12 protein-coding genes are annotated in these 14,508 nt (G+C 35.4%); 4 read left to right on the plus strand and 8 right to left on the minus strand.

The genetic code is table 11. From position 1 onward, the window contains the following. Positions 1-16: 16 nt before the first annotated feature. From ABID42_RS05320 to ABID42_RS05350, 7 genes are all read right to left on the minus strand, one after another. On the minus strand, positions 17-412 hold the full coding sequence (locus ABID42_RS05320; protein WP_323258522.1) for a hypothetical protein: 396 nt from the start codon (positions 410-412) through the stop codon (positions 17-19). A gap of 132 nt (positions 413-544) precedes the next feature. Then, positions 545-2,506 (minus strand): 1-deoxy-D-xylulose-5-phosphate synthase, encoded by a 1,962-nt coding sequence (gene dxs, locus ABID42_RS05325; RefSeq protein WP_367282766.1) that lies wholly within the window; start codon positions 2,504-2,506, stop codon positions 545-547. 199 nt (positions 2,507-2,705) lie between these two features. After that, on the minus strand, positions 2,706-3,617 hold the full coding sequence (locus ABID42_RS05330; RefSeq protein ID WP_184137411.1) for a rhomboid family intramembrane serine protease: 912 nt from the start codon (positions 3,615-3,617) through the stop codon (positions 2,706-2,708). A gap of 86 nt (positions 3,618-3,703) precedes the next feature. Then, positions 3,704-4,492, minus strand: a complete 789-nt coding sequence (locus tag ABID42_RS05335; protein WP_367282767.1) for a rhomboid family intramembrane serine protease — start codon at positions 4,490-4,492, stop codon at positions 3,704-3,706. A 35-nt stretch (positions 4,493-4,527) separates the two neighbouring features. Further along, positions 4,528-6,018 (minus strand): cysteine--tRNA ligase, encoded by a 1,491-nt coding sequence (gene cysS / locus ABID42_RS05340; protein WP_367282768.1) that lies wholly within the window; start codon positions 6,016-6,018, stop codon positions 4,528-4,530. A gap of 67 nt (positions 6,019-6,085) precedes the next feature. Next, complete coding sequence (locus tag ABID42_RS05345) at positions 6,086-6,466, minus strand: HEPN domain-containing protein (RefSeq protein ID WP_367282769.1); 381 nt, start codon at positions 6,464-6,466, stop codon at positions 6,086-6,088. After that, positions 6,459-6,785: a nucleotidyltransferase domain-containing protein gene (locus ABID42_RS05350; RefSeq protein ID WP_323258528.1), complete on the minus strand. Its 327-nt coding sequence runs from the start codon at positions 6,783-6,785 to the stop codon at positions 6,459-6,461. The genes ABID42_RS05345 and ABID42_RS05350 overlap by 8 nt, the downstream gene beginning before the upstream one ends. A gap of 227 nt (positions 6,786-7,012) precedes the next feature. Between ABID42_RS05350 and ABID42_RS05355 the strand changes: the two genes are divergently transcribed. Beyond that, complete coding sequence (locus tag ABID42_RS05355; protein ID WP_367282770.1) at positions 7,013-8,188, plus strand: hypothetical protein; 1,176 nt, start codon at positions 7,013-7,015, stop codon at positions 8,186-8,188. A gap of 96 nt (positions 8,189-8,284) precedes the next feature. Here the strand turns inward: ABID42_RS05355 and porW are convergent, their stop codons facing one another. Continuing rightward, entirely contained in the window at positions 8,285-10,441 is a 2,157-nt protein-coding gene (gene porW, locus ABID42_RS05360; RefSeq protein ID WP_367282771.1) for a type IX secretion system periplasmic lipoprotein PorW/SprE, read from the minus strand. A 174-nt stretch (positions 10,442-10,615) separates the two neighbouring features. Here porW and ABID42_RS05365 point away from each other — a divergent pair, with 174 nt between their 5' ends. The 3 genes from ABID42_RS05365 (at position 10,616) to rodA (ending at position 14,502) form a co-directional block, all read left to right on the plus strand. Beyond that, entirely contained in the window at positions 10,616-10,828 is a 213-nt protein-coding gene (locus ABID42_RS05365; protein WP_323258531.1) for an AtpZ/AtpI family protein, read from the plus strand. A 272-nt stretch (positions 10,829-11,100) separates the two neighbouring features. Then, positions 11,101-13,125, plus strand: coding sequence for a penicillin-binding protein 2 (gene mrdA, locus ABID42_RS05370; RefSeq protein ID WP_367282772.1), 2,025 nt, complete (start codon positions 11,101-11,103; stop codon positions 13,123-13,125). Positions 13,126-13,212: 87 nt separating this feature from the next. Continuing rightward, the gene (gene rodA, locus ABID42_RS05375; protein ID WP_323258533.1) at positions 13,213-14,502 is read left to right on the plus strand and encodes a rod shape-determining protein RodA; all 1,290 of its coding nucleotides are present in this window, start codon (positions 13,213-13,215) and stop codon (positions 14,500-14,502) included. The last annotated feature ends 6 nt before the right edge of the window (positions 14,503-14,508 follow it).

The following is a 14,508-nucleotide window of genomic DNA, read 5'->3' on the forward strand; positions in this document are numbered from 1 at the left end:
ATTTTGCCTAGAGAAATTAGAATCGAGGAGGATTGAATAGCGTCTGAACTATAGAAAAACTATAGAAATTTTTCCAAACGAAATTGGGTTCAGAAAAGACTTTGAAGATAGCATCAAAGTGGAGTACAATTTTTTTATTGAAAGTAGGTTCAAACAGCGTTGCTGTACTGTGTGAATCTAAATTTGGTAAATTTGAATGAGAATGTTTCGCTGTTTTTAAGTGTTTAGATGCGGTAGAGTAGTGCATCGTTAAAAACTCTAAAAAGCTAATGTTTTCATTCCAACTATTTTTGTGTTCTTTATAGTGTTTTACCAATTCTCCAATTTTTGCTAACTGCAAAGCATCGGCTTTGGGGAATAGGCTTCCCACAAAGATGACTAAACTTAGCAATATGGCTGTAAATTGTTTCATTGGGCAAATGTAGTTAATAAAGCCAAAATAAAAAAGGCGAAAAATCATTTTCGCCTTAGTCATTATTAATTAGCCTTCAGATGTGAGTGTTATTAGTTATCCCTCTTATTTTCAGCAGATTATCTCTAAAAATTAATTTAGAGCCACCTTAACTATTTCTGCTTTGTTCATATTCTTTTGAGTTCCAAGAATACTTCTAACCGCTTCTGCAATGCCTTCTGGGTCAAATCCGCATTCATGATGTAACTCTAATTGTTCTCCATGCTCTACAATTCTATCAGGAATACCCAAACGTTTGATTTGCGCTGCGTAATTATTGTCCAACATAAATTCTGCTACCGCTGTACCAAAACCACCTTGAATACAACCATCTTCTACCGTAATTACTTTATCGTAATTTTGGAAAATTTCATGAAGCATCGTTTCGTCTAAAGGTTTTACAAAACGCATATCATAATGTGCTGGATTGATGCCTTCGTTGGCTAATGCTTCACAAGCTTGAACGGCATAATTTCCGATATGACCGATTGTGAGTATCGCTACACTTTCACCATCTTTAATTTTTCTACCTTTACCGATTTCCATTTTCTCAAATTCGGTTTTCCAATTAGGCATAACACCTTCGCCACGTGGATAACGAATAGAGATACATTTTTTCAAGTCTTTAAATTCGTCTTGAGCAACAGTAAACATAATATCTCTCAACTCTTTTTCATTCATCGGAGCGAAAACAATCATGTTTGGAATACAACGCATATAAGCAATATCGTAAGCTCCATGATGCGTAGGACCATCAGCACCAGCAAAACCAGCACGGTCTAAACAGAAAATAACGGGTAATTCCTGAATAGCAACGTCATGAATTACTTGGTCATAAGCACGTTGCATAAAGGTTGAATAAATATTACAGAAAACCGTAAGCCCTTGCGTAGCCATACCCGCCGAGAAAGTAACTGCATGTTGTTCCGCAATTCCAACATCGAAAGCACGATTTGGCATAACTTTCATCATCAAATTCAGCGAACTTCCCGAAGGCATTGCAGGCGTTACACCCATAATTTTTGGATTTTTCTCTGCTAATTCAACAATCGTATGCCCAAAAACATCTTGATACTTTGGCGCCTGAGGCGTAGAATAATACTTTTTCTTGATTTCACCAGTAATCTTATCAAACTTACCCGGTGCATGCCATAAAGTTTGGTCTTTTTCAGCCAAGGCATAACCTTTACCTTTGGTAGTAATACAGTGAAGAATTTTAGGACCAGGAATGTTTTTCAAATCATTCAAGACCGTAACCATATATTCTACATCGTGTCCATCAATTGGTCCGAAGTATCGTAAATTCAGTGATTCAAATAAATTACTTTGTTTGAGCAAAGTAGCTTTTAAGCCATTTTCAATTTTAGAAACAATGTCTTGAGCAGATTTCCCAAATGTTGACATTTTTCCTAACAGATTCCACACTTCATCTTTTACTCGATTATAAGTATGTGAAGTAGTAATATCTGTTAAATATTCTTTCAAAGCACCTACATTGGGGTCGATTGCCATACAATTATCATTCAAAATGATAATCATATTGTTCGGAATATCTCCCGCATGGTTCATCGCTTCAAAAGCCATTCCTCCCGTCATTGAGCCATCACCAATTACTGCAATATGCTGACGGTCAGTTTCTCCTTTATAATTAGAAGCCACCGACATTCCCAAAGCCGCTGAGATAGAAGTAGAAGAATGCCCAACACCGAAGGCATCATATTTACTCTCTTTGCGTTTTGGGAAACCAGAAATACCACCATAAAGGCGATTGGTATGAAAATTATCTCTACGCCCTGTTAAGATTTTATGTCCGTAAGCTTGATGACCTACATCCCAAATTAACTGATCGTTGGGCGTATTGAAAACATAATGAAGTGCTACGGATAATTCAACCACACCAAGCGAAGCCCCAAAATGTCCGCCATACACCGATACATCATCAATAATGTATTGACGCAGTTCATCACAAATCTGCAACAATTCAGAACGATTACGTCTCCTTAAATCTTCTGGAGTATTAATCTGAGCTAATATTTTTCCGGGTATAATTTGCATGGGTTTTCCGAGTGTGAATTTGAAAGTAATAACCCTGTTAATCCTTAAAATGTTTTACTAAACTTAAATATAGAAAGAATCTTAGGTCAAACTTCGTATTGAGCTGACAAATTTACGGAAATATTTTAAGCTTGGTAACAATAAAAAAGGTCAAGCAGATTTACTACTTAACCTTTTTTTGAAAAATGAGTATATTATCTTACTTCTGAGAAGCTTTGAATAGTTTTTGTTTTTCTTCTTTTGTTAAACTTTCGTAGCCTGAGCGTGAAATTTTATCTAAAATAGCATCAACTTCATCTTCATCTGGATAGCCAACGCCTACACCTACACTTGTACTATTGTAAGAAGTTTCTTTTTGTCGGTAAGCAACTTTAATCTTCGGTTTTTCGGTACGATTGATAATTCTTTTGAAAAAATCTACCGTTACATCAATTGGTGTTCCCCAATCGTTACCTGCTTGCAATTGTTTTACGTACAAGTAACCCAATAAAGCACCGCCTAAGTGGACAATTCCTCCGCCAGCATTTACTCCAATTGCACCAGCCAATGAAATCAAAAAGAAAAAGAAGGCGATGTATTTTATTCTAACAGGACCAATCAAAAACAAGAAAAAAGTATAATCTGGAGCAAGCGTAGCGGCGGCAAACATAATTGCCATTACACTGCCAGAAGCACCAATAATGGTTGTATTAATTCCTGTTTGATAATAAGGAATAAAGTTGAAAGTAAGTAATGCAAAAACACCTCCGAAAATTGCCCCTAAAATATACAGATTAATTAATCTACGGCTACCCAAAAATTCTTGAATGATGGCTCCAAACCAGTAAAGCATCAACATGTTGGGCAATAAATGAGCAATGGGATTAACAGAGTGAAAGAAAGAGTAAGTAAGAATCGTCCACGGACGATACATAAAAACCCCTAAAGACGGTGTGAGACTTAGGTATGATAAAGCATTATCAAACAATTCAGCTTTTTTAAAGAAAATTGTTAGACTTATCAACACCAACAACATCACAACATATACAGCCACATTCAACCATATTAGCTGAATTAAGCCATTGTTTCGCTTGGAAAAAGCGTCTTTAAAGTCATCTAAAATCCCACTCATTTTTATATTCCTTTATAAACTTTAATATTACTCAAAAAACTTCAATGTTTCAATATAACAATTTGAAAAACAGAATGTTATTATTTTCAATAAAAGGAGTTTCTATTTTTACCCCAAATTTTAATTAGAATAAATGCAAATATCATTCCACCGATATGGGCAAAATGTGCGACATTATCACCCGGCATTTTATTCAAGCCAGCATACAGTTCGTATAGACCGTATAAAGCTACAAAATATTTCGCTTTTATCGGGATTGGTAATAAAAAAAGCATGAGTTCAGTATTAGGAAAAAGCAAGGCAAAACCTGCCATTACACCAAACACTGCTCCAGATGCTCCGATTAGTGGAGTATCTAAAACAGACTTCAAGCATTCTTGTGCAACTAGAACTGAATTCTGTACGGTAATATTGTTTGGATTCCCTTCAATTAGTGCATAAGCATTATGCGGTATTCCGTCTGGAAAATACTGATACAAAAATTTACTAAACTGATTTAAGTCTGGATGTTCAATATATGCTCTTGTGGCTGATTCAAGCATTGAATAATCATAATACTTTAAACCCATATATAGTAAACCAGAGCCCATTCCTGTTACTAAAAAGAAAGTCAAAAAACGCTTGTCTCCCCAATACATTTCTAACATTGGTCCAAGAAAAAACAAGCCCAACATATTGTTAAATAAATGATGAAGATCTGCATGAACAAAAAGAGATGTTAAAAACTGAAAAGGTAAAAACTTATCAGAAGTAAAGTAATGAAGCCCCATTACCGACACAATCATATCTTTATGACCAAAATACTCTACACCAAATACGATAATATTAATCGCCATCAATGCCTTCACAACAGGCGTTATACTGGGAGTTCTCATTTGAATTCGTTAAAAATTGAATAAAATAGTTAAGGTTACTCTTCGTAAGCCCAATCAATTTTTGTTTTCATGTCTTTGATGACTAAACCATTCGCCTTAAAATAACCTCTGATTTCATCTACTTTATCGTATTGCTTTGCTTCTTTGTATTCACGATAAAGCGATAACATTCCTTTCGCAAAAGCTTCTACATTCTCGTTTGGTTCTTCAATTAAGCCAAGTACATTTTCAATAATAGCAACGAATGATTCTTTCAACAAAGTAAAAGTACTTTCGCCTAATTGGGCGGTTTGTACTTGTCCCATATAAAGCTGGTTGATTTTCTTGACCAAATTAAACAAGCCTGCAATAGCGACAGCCGTATTCAAATCATCATTCAAACCATCGTAGCAGTTTTGAATACCTTTCTCTACTTCAGATACTTGTTTTTCATCAACGGCGATAGCATCATCAGCAATGTATTCAAGATTTTTGACGATTCTTAATCCATTAATCAAACGTTTATAACCTTTCTGAGCAGCTTTCAAAGCATCGTTTGAAAAATCCAAAGTACTTCTATATTGCGATTGCAACATAAAGAAACGAACTGTCATTGGACTAAAAGCTTGTTCCAACAATGGATGCGAACCAGCAAATAATTCAGCAGGCAAGAATGAATTGCCCAAAGATTTAGACATTTTTTGTCCGTTCACGGTAAGCATATTCGAGTGCATCCAATAGCGAACAGGCTCAACACCATTCGCACCTTTTGCCTGAGCAATTTCGCATTCATGATGTGGAAATTTTAAATCCATTCCTCCGCCATGAATATCGAAAGTATCACCTAAATATTTGGTACTCATGCAAGTACATTCTAAATGCCAACCTGGAAAACCATCGCCCCAAGGCGAAGTCCAACGCATTAAATGTTCTGGAGCGGCTTTTTTCCAAAGAGCAAAATCTAATGGATTACGTTTTTCGCCAACACCATCCAAATCACGAGTTTCGGTTAATAAATCTTCCAGTACTCTTCCCGAAAGTTTACCATAATTTCCTCCTTCTGCATTATAACGAGCAATATCAAAATATACAGAACCTTGCGATTCGTAAGCTAAACCTTTGTCAATTAAAGATTTTGTAGTTTCGATTTGCTCTACAATATGACCCGTAGCCGAAGGTTCGATACTTGGCGGAAGTAAATTAAATTGTTCGAGTACTTTATGAAAATCGTTGGTATAACGCTGAACAATTTCCATCGGCTCAAGTTTTTCAAGCTTCGCCATTTTACCGATTTTATCTTCGCCTTCGTCGCCATCGCCCACCAAGTGACCAACGTCTGTAATATTTCTTACATAACGCACTTTGTAGCCAATATGAGTAAGGTAACGATTGAGAATATCGAAAGTTAAAAAAGTACGGACATTTCCAAGGTGAACGTAATTATAAACCGTTGGTCCACAAACATACATTCCCACATGCGGGACGTTGATGGGCGTAAAAAGTTCTTTTTCTCGGCTGAGGGTATTGTATATTTTTAGGGGTTGCATTAATTTTTTGATTAATATTATTTTTGGTTCTCTTTATATGTATTTAAAAGAGTTTATTAATAATTGATTAAATTTTTGAGTGATTTTCTTTGATGAATTCTATAAATTTTTTAACCATTTCAATGGCTTTATCAATATCTACATCATCTATATTTTCTTCTAAATCATAGTCTGCGGTTTGTCTCTGGTCAAATAAGAAAGCAAGTGCATCGCTAAATTCTTTTGGAATGATAGCTGTTTTAATAAACACCTTACTAAACTCACTATAAAGTCCAGAATGTGTTTTGGTAAAGACTCCTCTTGCAAGTAACAAACTCCTGATTAAATAAAAATACGCATAATAACAACGATTAATAGCTACCCTATTTCTGTGATCCTCAGCATTGTAGATTGCATCATCCAATGTGTCCTCCGCAAGAGCAAGAGCGTTTTTAATATCTTCATTCATAAACAATCACACCTTCTTGTTTTACAAATCTAAACAAAGCTTTGGTTGCGGTTTCAAACTTACTTCTCGAAGTCGCAAACATTGAAACCCAAACATCATTCTTTAAAGTTAATTCGTTTAAAAGTTGATAAGTATGCGTAATCTCTTTACTTGCTTTCACTTCTTTATCATTCAAAATCACCATAAAATCAATATCCGATTCCTCATGAAAATCTCCACGAGCATACGAACCATACAAAATTATCTTTGATAGTCGTTCACCATAATGAGCTTTCATGGTTTCTGTAAAATCTTTTATGATTTTTGCTTTGTCAGTCATGATTATCAAAAATTGATTTCTTTACAAAACTAATAAAAGTATAACGGATTGAAGTAATTTTCGTTCCAAAATGCTTATCGCATGACAAACGTAAGTCCTTCGGGTATATTTGACAATTTTTCTGTTATTTTTCTATCGGCTTCCTTCGTAACTTGCAAGCTGACTCAGTAAACATGGAGGCTCTATACAAATCCTCTATCTTTGAAAAAATATTCAACCCAACAACAATGACCATTTTAGAAGTAGCTAACCATAAACATCTCCAACAAGAATTTCTTTTATTACCTGTGAGTTTGTATGAACAGGATAAAAACTGGATTCGTCCGCTCGACCAAGATATTGAAAATACTTTCAATCCTGAGAAAAATAAATACTTCAAACACGGAGAAGCCATTCGTTGGATTTTGCAGGACGAAACAGGTAAAACAATCGGAAGAGTTGCCGCTTTTATCAATCATGAAACGGCTACAAAAGAAGAGCAACCTACTGGCGGAATGGGTTTTTTTGAATGTATCGAAGACGAAACTTCCGCTTTTTTATTATTCGATACTTGTAAAAACTGGCTAGCGTCTAAAGGTATGGAAGCAATGGACGGACCCATTAATTTTGGAGAAAGAGATTCTTTCTGGGGTTTGATGACCAAAGGTTGGCAATATGAACCTACCTACAAAATGCCTTGGACGAAAGAATATTATATTCAGTACTTTGATAAATATGGTTTCAAAGATTATTTCCAACAATATGTTTATGTATCGCCGATTCGTGCAGCATCAGTTGCGAATGCTGTAGAGGAAAAAGCTAAACGTATTTATGAAAATCCAGAGTACTCATTTAGACATATCGAAAAGAGTAAATTGGCGAAATACGGTGAAGATTTCAGAACCATTTTCAATGAAGGTTGGGCAAAATTTCCTGGCGTAAAAGCCATGACAGAAGAACAGGCAAGTAATTTGGTAAAACAAATGAAACCTATTATCGACGAAGAACTTACTTGGTTTGCCTATGCTGGCGAGCGTCCAATCGCATTTTTTATCGTGATTCCAGATATTAATCAAATTGTAAAACACCTTAACGGGAAATTTGGCGTTTGGGAAAAAGCTAAGTTTATGTTACTCCTCATGCGTGGCGTGATTACTCGTACTTGTGGCGTAATCTTTGGCGTTGTGCCAGACTTTCAAGGAAAAGGCGTTGAATCTGCTATCGCTTTGCGTTTCCGTCAGGCGGGAAGAGATAATCCGCATTATCAGTATGAAACCATTGATATGAACTGGGTGGGCGATTTTAATCCAAAAATGAATCGTTTTGTTTCTCAATTAGGAACTACTCGTGACAAAGAATATATCACTTATCGCTATTTGTTTGATAGAACGAAAGAATTTAAGCGCTGTCCGAGAGTGGGGTAGTTAGTGAATGAGTGAGTTGTGAATTGTATTAAAAATTGTACAGAAAGATACTTATTTTTTCAATCACTAAATCACAACTCACTCAATCACAATTAATTATTTAGCACTTAAAACTTCTAATCTTTCTTTCGCCAAAGTAATTAATTGACTTTTCGGATAATCGGAAATGAAATTTTCTAGTGCCGTTTTATATGCTTTTGTATCTTGTGTTTTGGCTAATAATATCGCTTTCAAAAACACTAATTTATCTTCAATTTGACTATTCGGATAATCTTTCAAGCCTGTCTCAACAATTGCTAAAGCATTTGCGAAATTATTCTGACCGAAGTAATTATAAGCTTCCGCATACAATTTCTGTACTTCCGATTCTTTGCCTGTACTTAAACTTTCATTTTGACTTCTTATCAACAATCTTGCAAAATATGAGTCTGCATATTTTGTCATCAATTGATTTTTATAAGAAGCATAAACTCCTGCGTTGTCTTCCGTTAATAAACAAAGTAAATACAATACTTCTGTTTCGTGGCTAGAATTTGGAAATTCTTTCAAGAACTTCTCGAAAGTAATAATGGCATTTTTAGGCTCGTTCAAATTGAGTTTATATACTTTCCCTAAAGCAAAAGTAGCTTCTTCTTGTCTTTTCTTTGAGGCTAAAAGTGCTTCTGGAGAAAATGGAATTTTGGCTCTTAAAGCCGCAATCCCTGCTTTCATTCCTTCAGCTCCTATGTTTTTAGCATTTAATTCACCAAGGTTATTTCCTAAAGTATTCGTCAGATTTTGATTTGAAAGTGCATTATTATCAAACGAAAGCGTGTTTTCTTTGCTACTTCTTCGCCAATTATCTTCTAAAGCTCTATTACCCCAACGAGCAGTAAAGGCTGTTTTTCCTTGTGAAATAGCAATGGGATTATTAAAATACCACATCGGTTTATTCGGGTCATTGAAAGTACTTGCTGTATTTTTATTCTGTAATTGCTTTCCTTTATTGGCAATTTCGGCTGCACGCTTTTGGCTATCTTCTTTGAATTGTTGGTCTATATAAACTTTTTCTAAAATCTTATCCAATTGTTCTGGACTCATTTTCGACAAGCGTTGTAGCGAATCTTCCGTTCTGATAATTCTTACTTGTGTTACAAAATCAGCCAAAGAACGTTGTCTATCAATTACTCTTTTATATTGGGCGTCATGCTGAGGCAATAAAGTAGCAGTACTATCATAATAAGCGGATGCCATTTCATAATCGCCCATTTGGTTATAATAAGAATCCGCCAATCTGATGTAAGTAAATGCTAATTGCTGTGGATTTTGATTCGTTCTGGCAGAAGATTGCAATAAAGTCAAACCAGATTTTGTATTCCCTTTTCTGATTTCAGCAGTTGCCATTGCTTCATAAATCTTATCTTGTAAATCTTTGTTTTTCGGGTCTTTCAATAATTTCTGAAAACTATTAGTTTGTCCTAAAGCCAAAGATTTATTGAGTTTCGCATAAAAACCCAAATTATAAGATGGTCTATTTTTACTAACTGATGAATATTTTTGAGCTGCCAATGTTGGATTATTAATCAATTCATACAATTGCCCTGCCACAAAGTATAACCTTGCTTTTTCTTCATTTTTCGGTAATAGCGGCAAAGCTTCTTCCAAAATAGCAACAGATGTTTTGTACTCTTCTTTCAGTTGGTGTAAATATGCTTTTGTCAAATAAAAATCTGCGGTATTTTCTTTATTCAAAGGTTCTTCACGAAGAATTTCGGCTACTCTTAATGCCGTTTGATATTCGCCTTGTTCGGTATAAGCACGCATCAAACCGATTAAAGCGGCGTCTCGTGCATCATCGCTCGTGGCATTGGTATTGACAAACTTAAACGTTTCGATAGCGTTTTTATAATCTTCTTTCAACAAACGAGCTTGACCGATAATCACATAGGCATCGTCGAGCCATTTAGAATTTTGATGGCGTTCGGCAACTAAAGAAGCTTTTTTAATCACAGAAGCGAGTTGTTCATTGACCGTTTGAGCGGACATAGAATCTATCGGAAGTAATATGGGAAGAAGTTGAGAAAAATTATCTTGACGAGCATCAAAAATTAAGGTTTCGGCTTCTTTAAATTTAATCTTTGCTTGAAACAACGCATTGTACTTGGCATTAACATTATGAAACCCCACGCTCAACGGAGAATTACTGTACTGAGAACAACTCAATACCAAAACTCCTGTAAGACAAGCGACACATAAAATAAAATATTTATTCATAGAGATTTTTAATGCTGAAACCGTGAAAGAAACGCAACTTTACGTAAAATTAGTATCAGTTTTTATGTTAAAGCTAATTTTTTAATTTATTCAATCAAAAAGCCTCATAAATTCAGTTTTGGGTTGAATCATAAGCTTTTCTCTATTTATTCGATTTTAAATATATTCAAAATCATGAAAGACGACTCGCAAAATAATAACAATAAATATATGCGTTATATGGGTGCTGGCACACAAATGTTGGTGACTATAGCAGGAGGAGTATTTTTGGGAAGATGGCTTGATGAAAAAATGATGATGAAAACTCCTTGGTTTACGGTGGGCTGTTCGCTGTTTTTTATTTTTGCAGGAATGTACCTTTTTATCAAAGGGTTACCAAAAGAATAATTTATCAGAATATTACAACTCATTTGGCGTTTTCGTTGATATTTTCCTTAAAAATAACAAATTTTGTAGTAAGCGTTTTTTCAAGAAGAATTGGTATGATTTTCTTGAAAATTTGCTTCAAAGATTAAAAAATTATTAAAACATGCTGTTTAAAATAATTAATTTTTTGAATAGCGTTTTTACCAAAAACAAAGCTCAAAGCTTATTACTCGTTTATTTAAAATACAGACATTCATCAGCCTCGTGGCTTATTTATAAAATTTTTATTACTCGTGGACGAACTAAGAAAACGATTTATCCAAGGTTTCTTTATCCTTATTGCATTTATCTACATCTGTAGGCTGTTTTTCCTGCAAGTTGTTGATGAAACTTACAAGCTAGATGCCGAAAACAATGCCATCCGAAAGATTATGCAAGTGCCTTTCAGAGGTTTGGTTTATGATAGAAACAAAAAACTAATCGTGAGCAACACGGTAGTTTACGATTTATACATTACTCCTAAAAAAGCAAAAGTTGCTGACACACTTCGTTTCTGTCAAATTTTTGGTATTACTCGCCAATCATTTGATAGTCTTACCCATTTAGCAAGAATATATTCTCCCGTTCGTCCTTCTCTTTTTCTAAGACAGCTTTCTCGTGAAGATTTTGCCAAAGTACAAGATGCTATGGTAGATTATCCTGGCTTTGAATTTCAATTAAGTGCTGTCCGTACTTATGATTCAAAAGCAATGGCAAATGCTTTGGGATATGTTGGTGAAATCAGCCCTGAACGCTTAGAAAAATTAGAAGAAGAAGGTGATGAATATTATCGTCAAGGCGATTATATCGGAGTAACTGGTCTTGAGCGATTTTATGAAGAAGACCTTCGTGGTGAAAGGGGAATCAAATATATGATGGTCAATAGCCGAGGTGTTGAAAAAGGAGCTTTTAAAGGAGGTGCTTTTGATAAAAACCCTGTGGCTGGTAAAAATCTTTTGAGTTCGGTTGATATTAATTTGCAAGCTTATGCTGATAGTTTAATGCAACATAAAGTAGGAAGTGTTGTAGCGATTGAACCAAGTACTGGCGAAGTATTGGCAATGGTTTCGGCACCAACTTACGACCCAAGCCAATTATCTGGACGTACTTTTTCCAAGTATTTTCAAACCTTGAACCTAAATCCTCTTCATCCATTATTGAACCGTCCACCGAGTGCTTATTATCGCCCGGGTTCTACGTTCAAAATTATTCAAGCATTGGTAGCTTTACAAATGGGTGTAATTACGCCAAATACTGGTTTTGGTCATGCTGGTTCTCCAATTCGTTGTAGTCACGGTCATCCAGTAGCGAGTGATGTGCAAAAAGCTATTCAATACTCTTGTAACCCCTATTTTTATCAGACTTATAAGCGAATGATTTATAATAATTCTGAAAAGAATATCTTCAAAAAATCAGCATTGGGTTTACAGAAATGGGATGACATGGTGGCAAAATTTGGAATAGGTCAATCATTGGATATTGATTTACCAAATGAGAAAAAAGGCAAATTGCCCAATGTAGCGTATTATAACAAAATGTACAAAGGCGAACTTACTTGGAAATTCTCTAACATTGCCAGTAACAGTATCGGCGAAGGAGAAATCATCGTAAATCCCTTAAAAATGGCAAACGTTGCGGCAATCATTGCCAACAGAGGCTGGTACATTCGTCCACATTTAGTAAAAGGCATTGACACTTTCGGAGCAATCGATCCGAAGTATAAAGAGAAAATATCTGTCGGAATCGACCGCCGTCATTTTAATACTGTTATTGATGGAATGGTTTTAGCAGTAAACAATGGGACGGTTTCAGGAGATGGACGAATGAGTGATATTCAAATGTGTGGAAAAACAGGTACTTCACAAAACCGTCATGGAGAAAACCACTCTATTTTTATTGCTTTTGCGCCAAAAGATAATCCTAAAATTGCCATTGCTGTTTTTGTAGAAAATGCAGGTTCTGGAGGTGCGCATGCTGCACCAATTGCTTCTTTATGTATTGAAAAATACATAAAAGGACATGTTGACAGAAAAGCCATCGAAACTAAATGGATGAATAAAAGCTATCCAAACTTGCTGACAGTTAGAAACGAATTGGCTTCAAAACCAAAAACACAAATGAAGCCAGATACTGCTCAGAAAGTAGATGAAGAGCTATTCTTAACCACACCTACCACCATTACTTTACCTATCGGCGGTTCACCAAAAAAGAATGAAGTAAAAATACCGATGAGCCCCAAAAAAGCAATCAATTCAAAACCATCAGTAAAAAAGAAGTAACGTAGTTGAAAACGTTTCTATTTTTTAAAAATTCTAATTACTCGTTATTCAAAACAACTGAGAATAACCTAATTCATCGAACTCAACTTGGCAAGGCAAGAAAAAATATCTAAAAATCTGGACTGGATTACAGTCTTACTTTTTATCGTTTGCGTAACTGTGGGCTGGTTTAATATCTATGCAGCCATTTATAATCCTGAAAATCCTCTTTGGATTGGCGACCCCGGCTTTTTTGAAACCAATGCTGGCAGACAATTAATTTGGATTGGCACAACAATACTGCTCATTATCGCTATTTTAGTGATTGACTACCGCTTTTATGATACTTTTGCGTTCATCATTTATGGCTTTTTCACATTCATGTTGGTCGTCGTTTTACTGGTTGGAACAGAAGTAAAAGGTTCGCATTCGTGGTTCAGAATTGGTGGGTTTCAATTACAGCCTGCCGAATTTGCCAAAATGGCGACTGCTTTGGCTTTGGCAAAATATGTAAGTACGCCAATGGTGAACTTGGCTCGCTTCAAAGACCAATTTACGGTGGCGTTAATTATATTAGTTCCACCAATTCTTATTTTGGCATCTCATGAAACGGGTGTAGCATTGGTTTTTGCTTCATTTATGATACTCTTGTATCGTGAAGGGCTTCCGGGCGTTTATCCTGCTGTTTTCCTTTCTACTATTATTTTATTTGTACTTTCGCTGATTTATGAAGAGTGGGAAATTTATATTGGTTTAGCTGTTTTGGCAGGAATTGTTATCTTAATTATGCCTCGTTATGAACGAAAAACAAAAAATATCATCACCATTTTAGGAATCGCTTTTGTAATGGGTTTATTCGTTACAGGGGTTGACTGGGCCATTAATAATGTACTTCAACAACATCAACGAAACCGTATTAAAGTATTGGTTGACCCAGATTTTGACCGAAAAAAAACAGGCTATAATGTGCGTCAGGCAAAAATTGCTATTGGTTCTGGTGGACTTTTAGGCAAAGGATATTTACAAGGTACCCAAACAAAATTTGATTTCGTCCCCGAACAAAGTACCGATTTTATTTTCTGTACAGTGGGAGAAGAAGAAGGTTTTCTTGGAAGTTTATTGGTTGTAGGTTTATTCCTTGGACTTTTATTGAGAGTAGCTTATTTGGCTGACCAACAGAAATCCAGATTTGCCCGAGTCTATGGCTATGGCGTCGTCTCCATTTTGTTTTTTCACTTTATGGTAAACATCGGCATGACGATTGGCTTAATGCCAGTTATCGGAATTCCACTGCCTTTCTTTAGTTATGGAGGTTCATCGCTTTGGTCATTTTCAATTTTATTATTTATTTTCTTGAAAATTGACGCCCATCGTACTCAAGTACTTTCAAGATGGTAAACTTTT

Origin of the sequence: Arcicella rosea (genome assembly GCF_040543805.1) — a bacterium.
Lineage (GTDB): Bacteria > Bacteroidota > Bacteroidia > Cytophagales > Spirosomataceae > Arcicella > Arcicella rosea.

What these genes read in the sequence shown, in the direction of transcription:
- ABID42_RS05320 (WP_323258522.1), bottom strand. Translation starts at nt 412, where the DNA reads ATGAAACAATTTACAGCCATATTGCTAAGTTTAGTCATCTTTGTGGGA.
- dxs (WP_367282766.1), bottom strand. Translation starts at nt 2,506, where the DNA reads ATGCAAATTATACCCGGAAAAATATTAGCTCAGATTAATACTCCAGAA.
- ABID42_RS05330 (WP_184137411.1), bottom strand. Translation starts at nt 3,617, where the DNA reads ATGAGTGGGATTTTAGATGACTTTAAAGACGCTTTTTCCAAGCGAAAC.
- ABID42_RS05335 (WP_367282767.1), bottom strand. Translation starts at nt 4,492, where the DNA reads ATGAGAACTCCCAGTATAACGCCTGTTGTGAAGGCATTGATGGCGATT.
- cysS (WP_367282768.1), bottom strand. Translation starts at nt 6,018, where the DNA reads ATGCAACCCCTAAAAATATACAATACCCTCAGCCGAGAAAAAGAACTT.
- ABID42_RS05345 (WP_367282769.1), bottom strand. Translation starts at nt 6,466, where the DNA reads ATGAATGAAGATATTAAAAACGCTCTTGCTCTTGCGGAGGACACATTG.
- ABID42_RS05350 (WP_323258528.1), bottom strand. Translation starts at nt 6,785, where the DNA reads ATGACTGACAAAGCAAAAATCATAAAAGATTTTACAGAAACCATGAAA.
- ABID42_RS05355 (WP_367282770.1), top strand. Translation starts at nt 7,013, where the DNA reads ATGACCATTTTAGAAGTAGCTAACCATAAACATCTCCAACAAGAATTT.
- porW (WP_367282771.1), bottom strand. Translation starts at nt 10,441, where the DNA reads ATGAATAAATATTTTATTTTATGTGTCGCTTGTCTTACAGGAGTTTTG.
- ABID42_RS05365 (WP_323258531.1), top strand. Translation starts at nt 10,616, where the DNA reads ATGAAAGACGACTCGCAAAATAATAACAATAAATATATGCGTTATATG.